Below are 18853 nucleotides of genomic sequence, written 5' to 3'. Positions count from 1 at the left end.
CCTAGCAACGCGCTTCTCGGCGCAGCGTCGCGCGGGTGCCGTCCTCCTGGAGGAACACCGCGCGCACGCTGCGCCGACGCCTGCGCTCGCAACCAACCGAACTGACGACCGGCTTGCTGCGGTCTGCGCTGTTGCGACCGAAGCCAAGCGGCAGATTCAGCTCCAGGAAGTCCAGGTTGAGGTCGTAATCGGGCAGCGGGTGACGGAACCCTCCCGGTTCGCTGGGCACCACCCAGCGCAGTTCGCTTGCGGGCAGCCCGCCGACTTTGGTCGCTCGCACCGACGCGTACGCGACCGCAAACATGCTTCGCAGACACCTGCGACCGTACAAGGCGCCCGTGTAGAGCTGCACGGCCAGCGAGCGGCCCGCCGCGTACACCTCTCCCGCGAGATCACAGCTCGAAACCTGGGGAACGCGACGCGAGGCGCCCTTGGGACCGACCATCGCCCGCGCCTCAACGAAACCGACGAGGCTCCGTGAACAGCGCTGCTGTGCCTCGGCGATGCCGGCGCGGAGCACGTCCGCGGGGCACGCCGGGCGCGCTCGCGGCGAGATCACGATGCCGGCGGCGGCGATGCTCAAGCGTGCCAGCGGCGACTCGAGCGTGTTGCCGCGCGAGCGCATCGAGACGGTGACGACAAAGGGGCGGGAGCGGGGCCGCTGTGGGGTGCCCGGCGCGCCCGAACCGACCGCCACTGCGACCGACCAGGCGGGACGCGCGGAGTCCGCGGCGACCCGCGTCGCCGCGGCGGCGGCTGCCAGCGCCACCGCCGCGGCGACGACGAACAGTGACCTCAGCAGGCGGCGCAGCGCCCGAAAGCGGCTTCGCAACCGTCGAGCAGACGCCAATTGCCGGCGAGCGCGCGCTCGGCAGCCGCGACCAGCCGGTCCTCGTCGAGATCAGCTCGGCGCTCGAGCAGGCGGCGCGAGTGGGCTGCGTGCTCATGGTCGAGCTCCGAGTGAAGAGCGAAGTACTCGGTGGCCGGACCTTCTTCGAAGCCGTAGCGCTCGATCAGGCCAGCGAGCTTGGTCTTGGCGATGGCTGGCTGCGCCGACTCGATCGCGTAAGCGACAGCGAGACGCTCCTCGAGCGTGTCGCCGCTGCGCCAAGCGTCGGCGCACTCGATGGTCTCGCGCCGCGGCTGCCGCTCGAGCTCGGCACCAAGCGCACTCGCGAACCGATCCCACAGCTCAACGTGCGCGCGCTCTTCAGCCGCGTGCTCGCGCAGCCGACGCGCCTCATCCGGGTCGCCGGCCGCCAGCTCGGCCGCCCCCGCGAGACAGTCAGCCAGCGCCACGACCGCGTGCCGGTATTCACCGGCGTAGAAGGCCAGCTCCTCGCGTGTGAGCTCGCCCTCCGACCAGCGCACGTAGAAGGGGTGCGTGAGCACGTCGTAACGGCGGCGCAGCGCCTCGATTCGCTCGAACAGGTTCATCGCGGTGTCAGTCCTCCTGGGCTCCACAAGCTTTGCGTTCGGGCATGCTATCGCCGGTGCGTGTCGCCCCCAACTCGGAGATCGCGATCCCTGACTTCCCGCCAACGACCCGTTGGCTCGGTGGCCGCAAGCTGCGACTCCAGCGGCTGCTCGGTAGATCGATCCTGCTCGTCGAGTTCTTCGACTTCGCCCGCATCAACTCCCGTCGGACGCTCCCTTACCTGGCCGCTTGGCGCCGCCGCTACCACCGCTACGGGCTCGAGCTGATCGGCGTCCACGCGCCGGGCTACTCGTTCGGGCGCGACGCGGCGCTGGTCGAGCAGGCTTGCGCGCGTCTCGGCATCGATTGGCCGGTGGCGCTCGACGCGGACTTCGAGATCTGGCGGCTGTTCGGCAATCGCGGCTGGCCGGCGCGCTACTTGTTCGACCGGCGCGGCCTGTTGCGACTGATCCACTTCGGCGAAGGGGAGTATCAGGAAACGGAGCTGGCGATCCAAGAGCTCGTGCGCGAAGGAACACCTGAAGCCGACCTACCGGAGCCGCTGGCCCCGCTCCGGCCGGAGGACGCACCGGGCGTGGTGCTGGAGCCCCAGACCGCCGACATCGAACTGCCGGGCGATCGCGCACGCCTCGTGCTCGCAGGTAACTGGCGGGAGGGAGAGGATTTCCTCGAGGCGGAGAGCCCGGGGGCGGCCGCGCGCTTCAGCTTCCGCGCCGGCTCTGCCTGGGCGGTTTTGTCCGGCGACCGCGAACCCGACCTCTACGAAACGAGCGGCGAGATCGTCGCCGAGCGCCCGGGCCTGCGCCTACATGCGATCCAGTTCACGCCGCTGCCGCCCGAAGCGGCGCGGGCGGCCGGCGTCGAGCGCGGTTAGAGAAACCGGCGCCGACACTCCGCAACCGGCGCCCTCACCCCCGCTACCGGCGCCGACACGCCGCAGGCGTCGCCGACACCCCGCAAGCGTGTCAGCTGGTGGGTGCGAGCGGCAGCTCGCGCTCTGCGAGCGCCTTGCGAATCTCGCGCGGCAGCATGAAACGGACGTTCTCCTCGACGGTGCGGAGCTCCTCGACCTGATCGACACCGCGCGCGCGGAACCACGCGACCAGCCGCTGCACAAGCTCTTCAGGGGCGCTGGCGCCGGACGTTATCCCCACCACACGCTTGCCCTCCAGCCACTCCTCGCGGACCTGGCTCTCGTTGTCGATCAGGTGCGCCTCGGCGCCGTGGGCGCGCGCGACCTCGACCAGGCGATTCGAGTTCGAGGAGTTGCGCGAACCGATCACGAGCACCAGATCGCACTGTCGCGCGAGCTCGCGCACCGCCATTTGGCGGTTGGTCGTCGCGTAACAGATGTCGTCGGACTTCGGCCCGACGACGTTCGGAAAGCGCTCACGCAGGCGCTGGATGATGCGTTTCGTCTCGTCGACCGAGAGCGTCGTCTGGGTGAGATAAGCGACGCGCTCCGGGTCCTCGACCTCGAGCGCGTCGACGTCCTCCTCGGTCTCGACGAGCACGATGTGGTCGGGAGCCTCCCCCATCGTGCCCTCGACCTCTTCATGGCCTTCGTGCCCGATCAACACGATCGTGTAGCCCTCGGCGGCGAACTTGCGCGCCTCCACGTGCACCTTGGTGACGAGCGGACAGGTCGCGTCGATCGTGCGCAGGCGTCGCCGGCGTGCGTTCTCCTGAACCGACGGCGCCACGCCGTGAGCCGAGAAGACGACGACCTCCCCCTCCGGCACCTCGTTCTCGTCGTCGACGAACACCGCCCCGCGCTTGCGCAAGGTCTCTACGACGTGCTTGTTGTGCACGATCTCCTTGCGCACGTAGACCGGTGGCCCGTACAGCTCGAGTGCGCGCTCGACGGTCTCGACCGCGCGGTCGACGCCGGCGCAGTAGCCGCGCGGCGACGCCAGCAAGACGCGCTCGGGACGCACTGGTGCGACTACATGCGACTCGCCGCTGGCCACCTTGCGGAGTCTAGGGGGCAGCCACCGTTCGCTGACGCGGCAACTGCTCGCGCACGAGCCGGGAGCCGACGAAACCAGTGGCTCCCGTAACCAGCGCCCGCATCTCGCTTCCCCCTCCGCTCTGGCTCATCAAGTTACGTACGCGATCCGAGCCGCGCAGGTTGCCCGGCGCCGGCGCTCGCCCTGCACGGTAGGCGAAATCGATGGTGCGAAATCGATGGTGCGTGGCGGCGCAGTCGCCGGTGCCCAGCGGAGACTCGCGGCGCGCAAGCCGCTACCTTCGAGAATTGTCGTGACCACCCCTGTGCGCCTGTCACCGATCGACGCTTCTTTCTTGCACCAGGAGCGGCGCGCGTCGCACATGCACATCGGCGGCGTGCTGATCTTCGAAGGTCCGGCGCCCGACTACGAAGACTTGGTCGCGCACATCCTCGACCGCATGCGCTCGCTGCCGCGTTACCGGCAGCGGCTGGTCGCGCCACCGCTGGGACTCGGGCGACCGTTCTGGGCCGACGATCCGGACTTCAACATCCGCTACCACGTTCGCCATACAGCGCTGCCGCCACCCGGCTCGGAGGAACAGCTGAGGCTGTTGGTGGGGCGCATCTTTTCGCAACGCTTGGACCGCAGCAGGCCGCTTTGGGAAGCGTGGCTTGTGGAGGGGCTGGCGGGCGGTCGTTTCGCGCTCGTCTCGAAGACGCACCACTCGGTCATCGACGGAGTGTCGGGCGTCGACATCGCGACCGTGCTGTTCGACAGCGACCCGCTGCCGGCACGCCCCCGTCGGCCGGCTCCGCCGCTCGACCCCAAGCGGATCGGTCCGCTCGATCTCGTCGGCGAGACGGTCGCCGGGGCGCTGCGCACGCCGATCGAGTTGGCGGGCGGCGCGCTGCGATCGCTGCAGCGTCCGAGCGAGAGCGTGCGGCGCCTTCGTGACGCTCTAGAGGGCGTCGGGGAGGTGGCCTGGGCGACCCTCAACCCCGCCCCCGACACGCCGCTCAACGTCCGCATCGGCCCGCACCGGCGGATCGTTTGGGTGGAAGCCACGCTCGACGACTTCCGTCTCGTCAAGCGGCAGTTCGGCGGTACCGTCAACGACGTCGTGTTAGCCGCCGTGAGCGGCGCCCTCGGCCGTTGGCTTCGGCGCCGTGGCGTTGCCACCGAGGGGCTCGAGCTGCGGGCGCTGGTGCCGGTTTCGGTGCGCGGTGAGGACGAGCACGGGACGCTCGGCAACCGCATCGTCGCGATGCGCGGACCGCTGCCCGTGTACGCATGGGAACCGGTCGAGCGGATGCGCGTCGTCAGCGAGGCGATGGCGCACCTCAAGCAGTCGAAGCAGGCGCTCGGCGCCGGGGTGATCGCCTCGCTCGAGCGCTTCGCTCCGCCGACTCTGCTGGCCCTCGCCTCACGCCTGAACTTCTCGACACGCCTCTTCAACCTGATCGTTACGAACGTGCCCGGCCCGCAGGTACCGCTTTACCTGCTTGGTCGCGAGATGCTTGCCTGCATCCCCGTCGCTTTCCTACCCGAGAACCATGCACTCGCAGTGGCGGTGATGAGCTACAACGGTCACCTGCGCTTCGGCTTGCTCGGCGACTGGGATGCGATGTTCGATCTCGAGCTGCTCGCGGACGACCTCGAGGCGAGCATCGAGGAGCTCGTCAGCGCCGCGCGCGCCCGCGAGCGCAGCGCGCGGGCGCGCGCTGGGGCGGAGCGGGGCGGCAACGGCGCGGTCAGCATGCGCCACAGAACGCGTGCGCGATCTGCCCGCTCACGGTAGATTGCAAATGAGGTGCGGCACCCGAGTCGCGGCAGGGAAAGGCCGCGGTGGCGGTGTCGCTTATTTCGGAGCAGAGGCGGGAGGCCGATCGTTGGTAGGTTCGAAGTTGCGATTTCGCGTTCTTTGCTCGCTCCTCGCCGTTTGCCCGTTGGTCTCCGCGATGGGGGCAGCACCGGTCCTCGCCCGCGTCGATGTAACCGCGGTTGGCGCGACCTTTAGCTCCTTGCAGGCGGGTGGTGCCCCCGACTTCGGGCTGACCATCGATCTCTCGTCGAACCCCGCCAGCGACGACCCGAAAGACCTCGTCATCACTCTTCCTCAGGGTCTCGTCGCAAACCCCTTGGCAGCCCAGCGCTGCCCGATCGACGCCTTCAACGCCGACGCTTGCCCAGCGGCCAGCCGCGTCGGCACGACCAGCGTGGTCGCGCAGATCGAGGCGCCACTCGGACCGCAGGTGACAGCAAGCGGCGACGTCTACAACCTGGTTCCCCCGGCGGGTGAGCCGGCTCGTCTCGGTGTCGTCGTGCGCCCGCCGCTGGCGAGCCCGCAGCGCTACCAAGTGGCGGTGCGGCTGCGCGGCGACCGGGGGTTCGTGATCGAGAACTCGATGTCGGGGCTCGAGCGCACTGCCGGCGGCTTGCCGATCCGCATTCAACGGATTCAGTTGAACCTGACCGGCCAGGTCGCTGGGAAGCCGTTCCTGCGCATGCCGACGGCCTGCCGGCGTGCGGAGATCGCGGTGGCTGTGCGGTCTTGGGACGAGCCGCAGGTCACGACCAGTCGCGCGACCGCGTTCACACCGAGCGGCTGTGAGCGACTGCCGTTCCGCCCCCGCCTGAGTGGCGTAATGGGCGCACCGGGAGCCACCAAGCTGCGCAGCCATGTTCCCGTCACGGCAAGCGTGATCAGCGACCCCAGCGACGCTGCGGTAGCGGCCACGACCGTCACCCTGCCACTGGCCTTGGGGGTCGATCTGGGCTCGCTCCAAAAGCTTTGCCAACCGGATCAGTTCGCCGCCGACGCATGCCCTGCCGACACCCGCGTGGGGCGCGCGCGGCTGGCGAGCCCACTGCTCGAGCAGCCGCTCGAACTGCCGGTGTACATCGTGCAGCGGCCGGGTGAGCTACCGGCGCTCGGCTTCCGCCTGTTCGGCGGGGCGATCCTCGGACGCACCCGCCTCGGCGGAGCGGTCACCAACGTCTTCGAGGGACTGCCCGACCTACCACTCTCCCGCTTCGACCTGACCGTCGACGGCGGGCCGCGCGGTCTTTTGCAGGCGGTCAGCGACCTTTGCACGCCACGCACGCGGCGCGACGCCCAGGCTACGTTCGCAGCCTTCACCGGTGTCGACGTGACAGTTGCAACGCCGTTCGCTGTCGACGGCTGCCCGGCCGGCGCCGGTGCGCCAGTGGCTCGCACCCGCTACCGGATCGTCGAGGGCCTAGCAGTCAGTCGCCTGGGGCGCGCCGTGCTGACGCTGAGGGTCAGCGCCTCGCGCCCGCTCGGTCGGGCAACGCTGGCGCTGCCTCGTGAAGTCGCGCCGCTGCGCGGCTCGCGGCCGATCGTGCGCGTGGACGGCCGCCGCCTCGGCCGGCGGGCGCTCGTCCTGCGAGGACGCAAGCTCGAGCTACGGATCACACGCCCGGGCCGGACGATCGAGGTGCGTTGGGCCGGGCTGCGCGCAAGCCGCGCGCTCGCCGGAGCGGTCGCGCGCGGCCGGCGCGCGCCGCTGACCGTGCGGCTCGCGGTGGTCGAGGCATCGGGCGAGCGCCGCGCGTTCACGCTGCGGGTGCGCGCACGCAAGCTCTGAGGCTCTAGTAGACGTCAATTCAGTAGGGCTCGCCGAGGACCTCCGTTCGAGCAGCCTCACTCGGGAGCTCCCCGCGGCCGCGCTCCCAGGGCGGCAAGTGCTGCTCGGCGAGCTCGCGGGCGCGCGCCAGCAGCGTGCCATCCAACTCCGCCTCGCTCAGCGACCAGCGCTGGCCGTACGCGGCGACGAGGGCGGCGGCCACGGCCGGTGCCGTCTCCTCGCCGCTGCCCAGTTCGTCGGCGACGCTGCCAACGGTCGCGGGGTCGAACGGCAAGCCGAGCACGCGATAAACGGGGACCAGCAGGTCGCGCAGCGCAGCGGCGCCTTCCGCCACGATCACGGCCCCGACATACGCCGCACCCGACACAATCCGTTGCCCGAGGCCCGCGAGTTTGACGCGCTGGCCGGCCGCGACGCTGTAAGCGCCCGGGCACCATTCGCCGGCGAGCTCTCGGCGCACCGCGTCGACACCGAGACTGCGCAGAGCAGCGGCGATCAGCTCGGCGTGCTCGGCGAAGCGGGCGTGCAATCGCCGCCTCGGATCAGGGTCGGGCACGGCGACGGCGAGCTCCACGACGCCCTCGGAGAGCGCCGTGGCGCGGCCCCCGGCGAGCCGCACTACCGGCCTGAACCCCGCCGCAACGGCGATCCGGGCGGCCGCTTCGGCGCGGGGAGCGTGCAGGTCGAGCTTGGAGAGGGCGAGCGCGCGCGGTGCGCGTGCGACACGCACGACCGCGGGGAGCTCACCGGCCGCTACCGCCTCGAGCAGAGCGTGCGACAACGCGAAGTCGAGCACGGGATCAGCCAGCGAGGCGCGAACGAGCAGTGCGTGCTCGTGCATGCAGCGAGTATCGCCGCGGCGAGGCCGGAGTCGGACACGCGGGTCGGACACGTCGACGCCGCCGCGGCGGACGCCACTTCGCTTGAATGACCGCCCGATGAGCGAGATCGATCAGGCAGTGGAACGCAACCGCGCCGCCGGTGTCAGCGGGTTGGGCGAGATCCCGCCGCCGCCGCGGCGCAAACTGGCGGTGGTCACCTGCATGGACGCACGCATCGACGTCCACCGGCTGCTCGGGTTGGAACCGGGCGATGCGCACGTGATCCGCAACGCCGGCGGCGTCGTTACGGACGACGTGATCAGATCGGTGGCGGTCTCCCAGCGCAAGCTGGGGACCCGCGAGGTGATGGTCGTCCAGCACACCGGGTGCGGGATGATCGGGCTCTCCGACGACGAGTTTCGGTCGGAGCTCGAGCGGGAGACGGGCGTGCGGCCAGCGTGGTCAGCGGAAGGCTTCAGCGACCTCGAGCAGGAGGTGCGACAAGGCGTCGAGCGGCTACGCCGCAGCCCCTTCCTGCTGCACCGCGACGCGATCGCGGGCTTCGTTTTGGAACTCGAGAGCGGGTTGCTGCGGCGCGTCGTCTAGCGCTCTGCTGCGTCCTCTAGCGCGCTGCGGGCGGCGCGACGGCGCCTCAGTAGCCGAGCGCGAACTTCGCGTCCTCGCTCATCATGTCGGGCGTCCAGGGCGGATCGAAGGTGAGCTTCGGGTAAACCCGCTCGACGCCCGGCAGTTCGCTCACGAACTCTTCGATCTGGTCGGCGATGTGGGGACCGATCGGGCAGCCGGGCGAGGTGAGGGTGTAGGTGACATAGACCTCGCCTCCCTCCACCTGGATGTCGTAGATCAACCCGAGCTCGACGAAGTCGAGCCCCAGTTCGGGATCGATCACGTTTGTCAGCGCTTCGCGGACCTCTTCGACTGTCGGCGGCCCTTGTTCGTCGCGCGCCGCCTCTCGCGGCTCAGCATGCTCCAGCTGGCGATCGTCCACGTGATCGATGCTAGTAGGGTCGGCTGGCGATGCCACTGCTTTGGCTCGCTGGCCTCTTCATCGCGCTGCCGCTCGCCGAGCTCTACGTGATCTTGCGTGTCGGCGACTGGCTCGGGGTAGTCCCGACGATTGCGCTTCTAGCGGGCGACTCGCTGCTCGGCGCGATCCTCTTGCGCAGCCAGGGACGGTCGGTTTGGCGGCGTTTTCGCGCCGCGCTCGCGGAGGGCCGGGTACCGCACCGGGAGGTGCAGGAGGGGGTGATGGTGATCTTCGGCGGCGCCTTCTTGATCACCCCCGGGTTCATCACTGACGTGGTTGGCCTGCTGTTGCTACTGCCACCCACGCGGGCGCTCATTAGGCGCTTGGCGGTGCGTTGGTTGCGGCGGCGGCTGTTCGTCGAGCGGGTAGTCGTGCGCCAGCGGGAGTTATGAGCGACGGGAATCGGAGCGCCGAGCGGACGCTGCCGTCCGCGTTGATCTCCGATTTTGGTGGCGTGTTGACCACCCCACTCGACCGCGGCTTCCGCGCCTACGAGCGCGAATCCGGGCTACCGCTGGCAGAGCTCGGGGAAGCGATCGCCCGAGTGGCCGCTCGCATCGGCGAAAACCCCGTCTACCGCCTGGAGCGCGGCGAACTCACGGAGCGCGAGTTCGCCCAGCTGCTTGAGGCCGAGCTGGACGGTCGCTTCGACTACGTCCGCCTGCGCGAGCTCTACTTCGCGCATCTCGAGCCCAACCTGGAGATGGTCGAGTTCGTCGCAGAGCTGCGCCGTCGCAGCGTACGCACGGCGCTCCTGACCAACAACGTGCGCGAGTGGGAGCAGCGGTGGCGGGCGGTGGTACCAGCAGTCGCAGAGTTGTTCCAGGTGATCGTCGACTCCTCGCGCGTCGGCTCACGCAAGCCCGAGCGCGCGATCTACGAGTTGACGCTGGCGCAGCTCGGTGTCGAAGCGAGCGAGGCGGTGTTCGTCGACGACGTCGAGATCAACTGCCAGGCCGCGGCCGAGCTTGGCTTGGCAACGGTGCACTTTCGCTCGAGCGAACAGGCCCTAGCGGAGTTGGCCGCGCTGTTCGGCGTCACGCAAGCGCCGCGCAAAGCGCCCCGCAACTCCCGAGCGCCGAGCGAGCAAGCGCCCAGCACGCACGAGCAGGGGCAAGCGCCCAGCACGCACGAACAAGCGCAAGCCTCCCGCAAAACGTAGGGAGGCGCGGACTCGCGCCCCGGGGTGCGCGCCACCGCTAGGCGGCTGCGCGTCGGGCCTCTCGCCCCAGTGGCCCGCTCTTTTGGTTTAGGGCGGCGACGTCCGCGCCTCTGCTGCTTAGTGAAGCAGCGCGCGGACGCAAAATCAAGTAGCGATCGCAACGAGTTTTTCGCAATTTGCGGCGGACGGGACGGTGCTAGCGCGCGGCTAGTCGCTGCTGGGAGAATCCGTCACCGATGACCGATCGAGCTCCGAGCGCGCGCAACCAGTTGCCGGGCGTGGCGGCACGGGTCGCCGCGGCCGCCGCTACCTGGCAAGGGCGCCGGGTCGCGATTACCGGCGCTTGCGGGTTCATCGGTCGGGCCTTGCGCCAGCGACTCGAGGCAGCCGGTGCCGAGGTCGTCGGCATCGACAAACGCGGAAGGCGCGAGGCGGGGGTGATCGCTGGCGATCTCGCCCTCCCTGGACCGTGGCAGGACGCAATCGCCGACTGCGAGCTCGTAATCCACTGCGCAGCGCGGGTTTCGAACCTTGGCTCGCGCACGCAGTTTTGGCGCGACAACGTGCTGGCCTTGCGGCGCGTGATCGATGCCGTGGCCGGACGCGGTGCACGCCTCGTGCACCTTTCCTCGGTGCGGGCTTTCTCGGACCGCGAGTTTCCCGACGGCGTTTGCGAGCACCAGCCGGTGCGACCGGACGGCCACTTGTACGTCGATACGAAGATCGCGTCGGAGCAGGTAGCTCTGCAGGCGCACGCGGCGGGCGAGGTGGTGTGCACGGTCATCCGACCGGGTGACGTTTGGGGGCCGGGATCGCGCCCCTGGACGGTGCTGCCGGTCGAGCTCATCCGACGGCGCCGTTTCATGCTGCCGGCGTGGGGTCGCGGGCTGTTTTCGCCGGTGTATGTCGACAACCTCGTCGACGGGATCGTGCTCGCCACGGCCGAGCCGCGCGCCGCCGGGCGGGTGTTCACGATCACCGACGGCATGGCGGTGCCGACGCGCGTCTTCTTCGCCCACTACTGCCGCATGCTCGGGGTGCGCGGGCCGCTTGGCGGACCGACGTGGCTGGTGCGCGCGCTGACGGCGGTCGCGGGCACGTTCGATCGACTCAAGGGGCTCGATAGCGAGCTGTCACCAGCCGCCGTCGACTACTTCCTGCGCTACGGCAGCTATTCGATCGACGAGGCACGGCGGGTGCTCGGGTACGCGCCGCGCGTCGACCTCGCCGAGGGCATGCGCCGCACTGAGGCGTGGTTGCGCGAGCGCGGGCTCGTCGGCGCTTAGGCGGCCGGCACAGGCGGCGGCAGCGAGCTCACGGCAAGGTTTCGCAGACGCGCCCGTCGTGGTCGGCACCGTCGAGGCGGTCGACGTTGTTGGTCGGGCTGCCACCATGAGCGTCGAAGTAGGCCTGGGCGGCGGCTTGGGTGCGGAAGTCCGAGCAGTCTTTGTCGCCCACGGATGCGCGCCCGCCGAGGGTGCCGCCGGCGGCGCGGTAGCCACGCGACCGCCGCGCGAACGACGGTCTGCGCACGGTCGGCGCCGCGCTGCCGCCAGCGCAGGCCCGCCCCCAAAGTCCCCGCCCGGCGGCGCGCGCCGCGGCGACCGCGCGCCGGAAGAGGTCGGCGTACTCGACGTTGGGCGGGATCGTGAGCTGCTGGGCGTAGCCGCGCAGAGCGAGTTCGCGGTTGACGAACAGGCCGTCGCGGCGCCATAGGTAGACGAGCGCGCGGCCGTAGCGGTCGCGCGGCTCGGTCCCGAGCTGAACGTAAACGCGAGTCCCGGGAGCCAACAGCCGTTTGGTGAAGGCGCTTGCTTGGCGCCCGTAGCACTCGACTTGACCGTAGACCTCGGGTGTGTCGATGCCGATCAGGCGCGCACGGCCGAGGCGTGCGAGCGCGACGGTGTCGCCGTCGACGACGTAGGCGACTACGTCGGCGCGCGCCCCGCGCGGGATTGTCCCGTTGCCTGCCGCACGCGCTTCGTGCGTGCGCCCTGCCCTGCGCGCCTGGACGCGCGCCTTCTCGGCCGTCACGGCGCTGCGGGCGTGGTCGCCCGCGCGCGCCCCCGCACGCCCACGCCCCGCCTCGTCGGCGGGACTTGCGCAGCCGCTGGCGAGCGCCGCGGCGAGGGCGGCGAGGGCAACGATGCCCGGCAGCGTCCGTGTCGCTGACTGCGCGCGCGGCAGCACCCTCAATCTCCTATCCATCCCGCCACACTCATCCAGCCGGCCACACTCGCCTCAACCTTCGCCGAGAACTCCCTTGGCGATACTGGCCCACGCTCGCAATTGTCCCGAACCGCCTGCGGCGAGCCGAGCGATGCGCCGTACCCAAAGGCGGTCTTGAGGTCCCGGCCGTACGCCTACTGGCGGCTGTGTCAGTACGACTCGCCGAGCGAACCGGCGTTTTCTGACGTGACCGGCCATAACGTGCCGCTCGCAGCCGCGCGCGCCGGGGCGGTAACGCCAAAATCGCCAAGCGATCCCCGTGAGCGCGACCGGCTCCTCCCGCTCCAGAACGAGGTAAACCCGTTTCTGCAGATCGACTCCAGCTATCTGATAGCCCCCTCTAGAAGCGGGGACTACGCGGCGCTCTCGAGGCTAGGCGACCGCGGCCCTTTCACCATCGAGGCTTGGGTACGTCCCAACCGCTCGTACGGAAGGGACCTTCCGTGCGGTGACCCAGTCCCCGCCCCGAATAACTGCGGGTTCGTGTTGCCGGTAGCGGGCGTGGGCGGGTCCTGGCAGCTTGGTTGGGCGGGTACTGCAGCCGCGCGTGGGCGTGAGGGGTCGTGGGTGCACGACCAGACCCCCGGCCCCTCCATCGGTGCGAACGGTTGGACGTTCACAATCTACGACGGCTACGACTGTCACGGTCAGCCCGATTGCCTACCTGATAACCGTCACTACCAGACTGCTCATCGCCTACAGACAACCATGCCGATCGAAGCAGGGACTTGGTATTACCTCGTTGCTACCTACGACGGCGACACAATGTCGTTGTACCTCAACGGTACGAAGCTCGCCGAAAAGCAGATCGGTACGCTCGGAGCCGTTTACACCCCCTCGGGGTTCTTCCGACTGGGAACTGCGTCCGACGAGGAGGGTCAAGGGAACGAGGGCGTTTCCGACAGCTGTAATTGCACAGTCCTCGACGGGGCGCTGGACGAGGTTGCCTACTACACGCGAGCCCTCAGTGCCGACGAGATCTACGCTCATTACGAAGCTGCCCGGGTCGACCCGCTTACCTCACCCATGGGACCGCCATCTGTGTACCGTGACGGTGTCGCAGATGACGCCCCCTACATTTGGTTCCCGTTCGACGAGCACCACGTCGAGCCGACTAGCCGCGCAACCTGCTATCCATGCCAGAGCTTTGAACGCACGACGCAAGAATCGGCCGGACAGATCTTCACACCGGCGCGCGCAGTGCGTGGTCCGTCTTTTCCCCTCGGTCGAAACGACACAGGTATTCAATTCGACGGTGGGGGACACGTCTCGACTACTCGCGGGCCACGATTCCCCCTACCTGCCGATTTGCAAGACATATCGATCGAGACCTGGATCAAGACGACGCCCGATACCCCAGCCACTCAAGCCTTCTTCGCGATGCCGACCTGCTCCGGCTGTGTTGGCATGGTCGGCTTGCGCCTGAACTAGGGCAAGCTCGAGGTGCGCGCCGACTACGACGGCTTCCCGAACGGCACCTGGCAATCCCTAGGGGGCAAAGACCTCGATGACGGTCGCTGGCACCACGTGCTCGTAGTGCGCGACCTCACCGGCAGCGGCCGCTGGCGCGCCTTCGTGGATGGCGCCGACACCGGCGTGACACGCGAGACGTCGTCGACGTCGCTGCTGCGCGGCAACTACTTCTCCGTAGGCGAAGTCAACAGCCAACTCGAGCTCCCGCGCGGTGGCCCGCTGGCTCTCGACGAGTTCGCTTTCTACACGCGGGCTCTTACAAGCTCGCTCACCGGCTATCAGGACGCGTTGGAGCGCTACAAGCGGATCCTCAAGTACGATAGCGGCGAAAAGTTCCACGTCCTGTCCGCCGCAGCGATGACCGACTTTTATATTCCTGGTTGGGGACTCGAGACGAGCAATAGCCTGAACGGATCGACTGCTTCCGATGGCGGTGGCGATCCCGCGCCTTTCGCTGCAGCGAACCCAGATCTCGCCAACATACCCGGCTCTAACCCGCTCGACCATCTGACGCTCGACTATCTCGGGCCCACCTACCCCGTCGCCCCGTCGAACCCCTCGGTCCGCGCCGGCACCCCCGCGCTCGACACGGAGTTTCTCTCCGCCCGCGGCAACGCGTCGGACAATGTCTACGCCAACGACTCCGACGCGATGGAGGACCGCCAAAGGTATGGCCGTAAGGTCTACGCACGCGTCGCCCACACCGACGACGGCACCGTATGGCTCCAGTATTGGTTCTTCTACTACTTCAACCCAAGTAACACTGGCGGCTCGATCGGCGCTCACGAAAGCGACTGGGAGATGGTCCAGATCCACCTCGATCGCAATCTCCGCCCCGTCGAGACCGCCTACGCCCAACACAACACGGGCCAACGCTGCCCCTGGGACGCGGTCGAAAAGGTCGAGGACAGGCCCGTCGTCTACGTTGCCGAATCATCGCACGCGTCCTACTATGGGCCTGATCGCATACCGGGCCTTCCCGACCCGCGCACTGCCGAACACGCCGACGGGCGCGGCGGCACCCTCGACACAGCCGAACTCGTGCGCATCCAAGACGAAAAGCTACCCCGCTGGCTCCAATGGCCGGGGCGGTGGGGTGATTCGAAGGCGCAGGTGCCATCTATCGAATCAGACAGTCCACAAGGTCCGGCCTTCCAGGTTGCCAAGTGGAGAGCCCCCTCCAGCTGGGCGAATGGCCTCCGATCGTGCTGACAGCACTACTTGCGGTGTCTCCTTGACGCTCTTCGTCGCCGCTCTCCTGACAACGCTCCTCTGCGCCGGACTCGTCTGGATTGCTCTCTTCTTGACCGCACTCGGGTGCACATCCGACACTTCCCACCTGGCCTCGTGGTATCCGGTCTGCAAAGCGTACGAACGCGGTGCCTACCTCGTTTTGGTGATCATCGCCTTCGGCACCCAAGTGGTTGCTGGTGCGCATGCACTCATTAGAAAGCGCATGATGTTGCTCATCGTGGGGCTCAGCATGTCCTTGGTGCTACTCGTTGCACACTTTCTAGTCGTCCCCTTCATCTACTGACATGGGACGCCCAGAACGCGCAAACACCGCTCGACGTCGCTGCGAGCCACAGGAGCCTCGTACAGTGCCGCAGCCTGTAGCGGTGGCTTTCTTCACCGTATTCGCGTCGTTGCTCTTCCATTTTCTCATCTTCTGGGCGTATGGCCTAATTCACGTCGAAGAACACCGTGATATATCCTTCGTTGACGATGTCGAAAACAAACTCGGCATCTTTAGCATTTTGGTCCTTGGCAAGGCGTGGCTGGGGGACTTTCCGCTGCCCATTCTGGGCATCCCACTTGCGATTTCACTCTCCGGCGCTTGGCTAACCCTTCGCGAGCTCCGCCTACAACCCGCTCTTTTTGGCCTGGGCATCAGCACATTGAGCGCCAGCTTCGGACCGATCGTCGTGCATCACATGTTTTGACTATAGAAACAAGGCGTGACTCGGAACGATTTGCGGCATTTTCCGCCTCGTTACTGCGCCGCCGTGCCCCCTGCACTCTCCCGACGCTCTAGTGGTCCGACCAGACGCCATGAATGTCTTGACTAGGGAATATCTTGAGTAGGACAACATTCCTTGCTGGCGAGCACCCGTGACACGTTGGGCCGCCAGCTGGGAGCCCGGGACAAAAAGCGCTCAGTACGATTAGAAGGAGCGCGGTCGCGCCGAAACGCACACGGCTTCCCATACATGGTGTGCCTTACTGACTTCTTGCTGTTCCCCGCGACTCCGAAGCATCACGAGCCTAAAAATGGCGTGCATCATGGAGCCGTAACGCTCCGGTAGGATACGCTTCTCCTACTGGACAACGGCAGCACTAAACACCCGTCCCTACGGACGGTCGCGCCCTTGGAGCGGAGCGATCGGTACAACACCGCTCCGAAGCCGCTCGATTACCTGCTTCACGTTTACGCCTTCACAGCCTTTACTCGCTTTCACTTTTGCCGCCGACACCTCGCCCAGACTTCATCTCGACTAGGAACTTCCCCCGACCGAGGCCGTCTATCCGCAACACGAAGCAGATCGAAGCTGCCTCGGGTCCGCTCTCGGAAAAATCGAGGACAGGCCCGTCGTCTACGTTGCCGAATCATCGCACGCGTCCTACTATGGGCCTGATCGCATACCGGGCCTTCCCGACCCGCGCACTGCCGAACACGCCGACGGGCGCGGCGGCACCCTCGACACAGCCGAACTCGTGCGCATCCAAGACGAAAAGCTACCCCGCTGGCTCCAATGGCCGGGGCGGTGGGGTGATTCACACGGCGTGCCGGATCCTCGTGATGGTGGACGAATTGGTGAAAGCCCAAAAGGTCCACTCTCTAAAGGCGATAAATGGAGCGATCCGAACGCGTGGTCGAACGGCGTTGGTACCTGTTAGCGAACCGCCATCATACCTGTTAGGAAGCGTCCCGTTGTGATAGTCGTCGCCGCTATCACCGCTACACTCCTCGTGACGTTAACGGATCTAATAGAGATCTTCATTCTGCTCGGGCTCCTTTGTAGTAGCGAGAGTCTCGCACCGTACTACGACCATCCGTGCGCTCCCTACGTCTACGGTTACTATCTCGTGCTGGCGTGGCCTCCTATTGCGAGCGTCACAGTAGGCGGCTCGCTCGCAGTTAAGCGTAACCGCTTTCTTCCACTGATACTTGGGTTCGTTGGAGGCCTAATGGTGCTACTTATACTGCCCCTTTACGCGACTTTCGCTTAGCGGCAGAGATCGTTGGTCATGAATCGTACTCATGTCAAGGATCACGCTTCCGGCCCGTCGCCGCTTGCGCTCTGCGCGTTCTTTGTTACGCACTCCTGCGCAATCCAACTCGTAGCTGTCTGGGGCGCGGCGAGTCGCTGCGCTGTACATCTCCGCCCACATCAAGTGAAGTTCTTACACATAGCCTGCCACCTCCTCCTCCAGAGCCGTCTGTGGTTGCTGCTCCTGGTCGTGCCGATCCTCATCACTATCGCGGGGGCAGCACAAACAGTCCGCACTCGAGACAGCCGGTTCGTTGAAATCGCATTCCTCATCGGGGGAGTGGTCGGAATCGTAGTACCGGTACGGTTTTATGTTGGCGACTGAGCTGTGACGCACCAGCGTGTTACGTTCACGAACGGCCCCCAGGGGAGGAAACGAAATGGTGCACTCACCAAGGCAAAGGAAAGACCGTGCTAACAGTTTCACCGCGGCGCATCCGCCGCTCGCCCCCTCGCGCGCGGCAGTCGGTGGCCTGTTGCTGGCCGCCGCACTGACGCTCGTGGGTGCGGGTTGCGGTTCCGACAAGGAGCGGGCGGCTGTCGGCACACCCAGCACCATGGGCGGCACAAGACCGGCGGGCGCCGCAGGCGGCCCACCGGCCGGCGCTGCCGACGCGAGCGAAGCCGCGCAGGCGGCCGGGCAGAGCGTCCAAACCGTTGCTCAAAACGGCCGCACGGTAACCCTCAGCGACGGCACGGTCGTGACGCTGCCACCCAAGCCCCGGCGCACTTCGATCCCGCCCCAACGCGGCTGCGGTAAGCGCACCTACCGCAGCTCGCGGGGTCGGCGCATCTTCTACCTCCCCCCGCGCCCCGGGATCTCGGCCGAACGCAGCGACCAGCGCACCGTCACCGTCAAATACCGCTTCTACCGCTTCGACCGGCGCTGCAAGCCCCACATCATCGAGCTCACTGTGCGCGACGCCGACAAGGCGACCTTCCCGGCCACAAGCGAAGAGGTAGAGGTGCGGGCACTGACCGGCACCGTCCGGATCGCCCTACCCGACCGCGTACTCGGCGCCGACACCGTCGCTGCCAGGGCCTACACCCGCCGCGGCGTGCCTAGCGACAGCGCCATCGTGAGCATCCGCGACGCACGCGCGCAATAACCGTCCAGCACCACCACGTCCCGCGCGGGGCAGCCACGCCCCGTGCGGGGCCCGCTCACAGCGGCGCCGCCGCGCCGCCTCGCTGCACGGCGGCCGTCGCGCGGCCGCCCACTCGCGCCGCTAGTTGTCGGCCCCGAGACGGTCCCAGCAGTAGATCTCGAGCGCCTCGCAGGTCAGCTCGAGCAGCCGCTCATCGGAAAGACGCGGCAGCACCGCCTCCAGCGCCGCGCGCTCGCTAGCACCAGAGTCGAGAGCCTCCTCGCCGCGGAACACAGCAGCGATGCGCAGGGCCTCTCGCCGATGACGGCCAAGCCGCGGGAAGGCGCGCACCAAGAAATCCTTGTTGGCTACTGGACGCCCAACGTCGAAGCCGGCGTGCCACGCAGCGAGCATCGACAGGTTCTCCTCATCGAGCTCCTCCAGAGCGCGCGCGTAGTGGTGCTCGAGCTCGTCCTCGGGGATCTCGTCGACCCAGGCGCGGATGATCCCATCAAGAAGCTGTCTGCGCGCCTCGCGACCAACGCTGTCGGCGATCACCCTGATTGCATCCCTTGGCTCGATAAAGCAAAGCGGCATCTCGTCCCTGGTCTTCCGTGTCGGTCCTTCGAGCCTGCGCGTCGCCCCGGAAGATATGGACGGCTGCCGACGGAAAAAGTTGCCGCCGCCGGCACCGTTGACCATGTGCCGGCACCGTCGACCATGCCGGCACATTTGTCAACGCCGCCACGAAGCTCCCAAGCC

The 18853-nt window shown here is 67.7% G+C and carries 20 protein-coding genes; 12 read left to right on the top strand and 8 right to left on the bottom strand.

The features are described 5' to 3' along the window. Position 1: 1 nt before the first annotated feature. Both BLW41_RS05830 and BLW41_RS05825 read right to left on the bottom strand, forming a co-directional pair. Entirely contained in the window at positions 2 to 832 is an 831-nt protein-coding gene (locus BLW41_RS05830; RefSeq protein ID WP_093117056.1) for a hypothetical protein, read from the bottom strand. Then, positions 796 to 1437 carry an iron-containing redox enzyme family protein gene (locus tag BLW41_RS05825; RefSeq protein WP_093117054.1) on the bottom strand — a complete coding sequence of 214 codons (642 nt, stop codon included), beginning with the start codon at positions 1435 to 1437 and terminating at the stop codon, positions 796 to 798. Before BLW41_RS05825 ends, BLW41_RS05830 begins: the two co-directional genes overlap by 37 nt. Positions 1438 to 1481: 44 nt before the next feature. On the opposite strand from BLW41_RS05825, the gene BLW41_RS05820 reads away from it, so the two are divergent. Then, positions 1482 to 2312: a thioredoxin domain-containing protein gene (locus tag BLW41_RS05820; RefSeq protein WP_093117052.1), complete on the top strand. Its 831-nt coding sequence runs from the start codon at positions 1482 to 1484 to the stop codon at positions 2310 to 2312. A 91-nt stretch (positions 2313 to 2403) separates the two neighbouring features. Here BLW41_RS05820 and BLW41_RS05815 read toward each other — a convergent pair whose 3' ends face one another. Both BLW41_RS05815 and BLW41_RS11430 read right to left on the bottom strand, forming a co-directional pair. Next, a complete protein-coding gene (locus BLW41_RS05815) occupies positions 2404 to 3408 on the bottom strand; it encodes a 4-hydroxy-3-methylbut-2-enyl diphosphate reductase (RefSeq protein WP_245689028.1) in 1005 nt (334 codons plus the stop codon). 10 nt (positions 3409 to 3418) lie between these two features. After that, positions 3419 to 3511, bottom strand: coding sequence for an NAD-dependent epimerase/dehydratase family protein (locus BLW41_RS11430; protein WP_342741413.1), 93 nt, complete (start codon positions 3509 to 3511; stop codon positions 3419 to 3421). Between the two features lie 189 nt (positions 3512 to 3700). Between BLW41_RS11430 and BLW41_RS05810 the strand changes: the two genes are divergently transcribed. Beyond that, the gene (locus BLW41_RS05810; RefSeq protein WP_218138278.1) at positions 3701 to 5188 is read left to right on the top strand and encodes a WS/DGAT/MGAT family O-acyltransferase; all 1488 of its coding nucleotides are present in this window, start codon (positions 3701 to 3703) and stop codon (positions 5186 to 5188) included. A gap of 160 nt (positions 5189 to 5348) precedes the next feature. Beyond that, positions 5349 to 6998: a hypothetical protein gene (locus BLW41_RS05805; RefSeq protein ID WP_143038615.1), complete on the top strand. Its 1650-nt coding sequence runs from the start codon at positions 5349 to 5351 to the stop codon at positions 6996 to 6998. Positions 6999 to 7017: 19 nt separating this feature from the next. On the opposite strand, the gene BLW41_RS05800 is transcribed toward BLW41_RS05805, so the two are convergent. Beyond that, positions 7018 to 7839, bottom strand: a complete 822-nt coding sequence (locus tag BLW41_RS05800) for a lipoate--protein ligase family protein (RefSeq protein WP_093117045.1) — start codon at positions 7837 to 7839, stop codon at positions 7018 to 7020. Between the two features lie 97 nt (positions 7840 to 7936). Here BLW41_RS05800 and BLW41_RS05795 point away from each other — a divergent pair, with 97 nt between their 5' ends. Further along, positions 7937 to 8425 (top strand): beta-class carbonic anhydrase, encoded by a 489-nt coding sequence (locus tag BLW41_RS05795; RefSeq protein WP_093117043.1) that lies wholly within the window; start codon positions 7937 to 7939, stop codon positions 8423 to 8425. 46 nt (positions 8426 to 8471) lie between these two features. Here the strand turns inward: BLW41_RS05795 and BLW41_RS05790 are convergent, their stop codons facing one another. Beyond that, positions 8472 to 8828, bottom strand: coding sequence for a metal-sulfur cluster assembly factor (locus tag BLW41_RS05790; protein WP_218138277.1), 357 nt, complete (start codon positions 8826 to 8828; stop codon positions 8472 to 8474). A 29-nt stretch (positions 8829 to 8857) separates the two neighbouring features. On the opposite strand from BLW41_RS05790, the gene BLW41_RS05785 reads away from it, so the two are divergent. The 3 genes from BLW41_RS05785 (at position 8858) to BLW41_RS05775 (ending at position 11315) form a co-directional block, all read left to right on the top strand. Further along, the gene (locus BLW41_RS05785) at positions 8858 to 9259 is read left to right on the top strand and encodes an FxsA family protein (protein WP_093117041.1); all 402 of its coding nucleotides are present in this window, start codon (positions 8858 to 8860) and stop codon (positions 9257 to 9259) included. Beyond that, positions 9256 to 10029, top strand: a complete 774-nt coding sequence (locus BLW41_RS05780; RefSeq protein WP_093117039.1) for an HAD family hydrolase — start codon at positions 9256 to 9258, stop codon at positions 10027 to 10029. The genes BLW41_RS05785 and BLW41_RS05780 overlap by 4 nt, the downstream gene beginning before the upstream one ends. A gap of 236 nt (positions 10030 to 10265) precedes the next feature. Further along, positions 10266 to 11315: an NAD-dependent epimerase/dehydratase family protein gene (locus BLW41_RS05775; protein WP_093117037.1), complete on the top strand. Its 1050-nt coding sequence runs from the start codon at positions 10266 to 10268 to the stop codon at positions 11313 to 11315. 28 nt (positions 11316 to 11343) lie between these two features. On the opposite strand, the gene BLW41_RS05770 is transcribed toward BLW41_RS05775, so the two are convergent. After that, positions 11344 to 12237: a thermonuclease family protein gene (locus BLW41_RS05770; RefSeq protein ID WP_093117035.1), complete on the bottom strand. Its 894-nt coding sequence runs from the start codon at positions 12235 to 12237 to the stop codon at positions 11344 to 11346. 207 nt (positions 12238 to 12444) lie between these two features. Between BLW41_RS05770 and BLW41_RS05765 the strand changes: the two genes are divergently transcribed. From BLW41_RS05765 to BLW41_RS05745, 5 genes are all read left to right on the top strand, one after another. Next, a complete protein-coding gene (locus BLW41_RS05765) occupies positions 12445 to 13689 on the top strand; it encodes a LamG domain-containing protein (RefSeq protein ID WP_342741418.1) in 1245 nt (414 codons plus the stop codon). A gap of 12 nt (positions 13690 to 13701) precedes the next feature. Then, positions 13702 to 14943: a LamG-like jellyroll fold domain-containing protein gene (locus BLW41_RS05760; RefSeq protein ID WP_093117031.1), complete on the top strand. Its 1242-nt coding sequence runs from the start codon at positions 13702 to 13704 to the stop codon at positions 14941 to 14943. Further along, a complete protein-coding gene (locus BLW41_RS05755) occupies positions 14924 to 15268 on the top strand; it encodes a hypothetical protein (protein ID WP_143038613.1) in 345 nt (114 codons plus the stop codon). The genes BLW41_RS05760 and BLW41_RS05755 overlap by 20 nt, the downstream gene beginning before the upstream one ends. 82 nt (positions 15269 to 15350) lie before the next feature. Further along, complete coding sequence (locus BLW41_RS05750) at positions 15351 to 15674, top strand: hypothetical protein (protein WP_093117027.1); 324 nt, start codon at positions 15351 to 15353, stop codon at positions 15672 to 15674. Between the two features lie 1712 nt (positions 15675 to 17386). Next, positions 17387 to 18112 carry a hypothetical protein gene (locus tag BLW41_RS05745; protein ID WP_143038612.1) on the top strand — a complete coding sequence of 242 codons (726 nt, stop codon included), beginning with the start codon at positions 17387 to 17389 and terminating at the stop codon, positions 18110 to 18112. Between the two features lie 120 nt (positions 18113 to 18232). On the opposite strand, the gene BLW41_RS05740 is transcribed toward BLW41_RS05745, so the two are convergent. After that, a complete protein-coding gene (locus BLW41_RS05740) occupies positions 18233 to 18649 on the bottom strand; it encodes a hypothetical protein (RefSeq protein ID WP_218138276.1) in 417 nt (138 codons plus the stop codon). Positions 18650 to 18853 lie beyond the last annotated feature (204 nt).

Origin of the sequence: Thermoleophilum album, assembly GCF_900108055.1 — a bacterium.
GTDB classification, from domain to species: Bacteria; Actinomycetota; Thermoleophilia; order Solirubrobacterales; family Thermoleophilaceae; genus Thermoleophilum; species Thermoleophilum album.
Note: the sequence above shows the minus strand (reverse complement) of the source record. Positions and strands in the feature narration are given on the sequence as shown.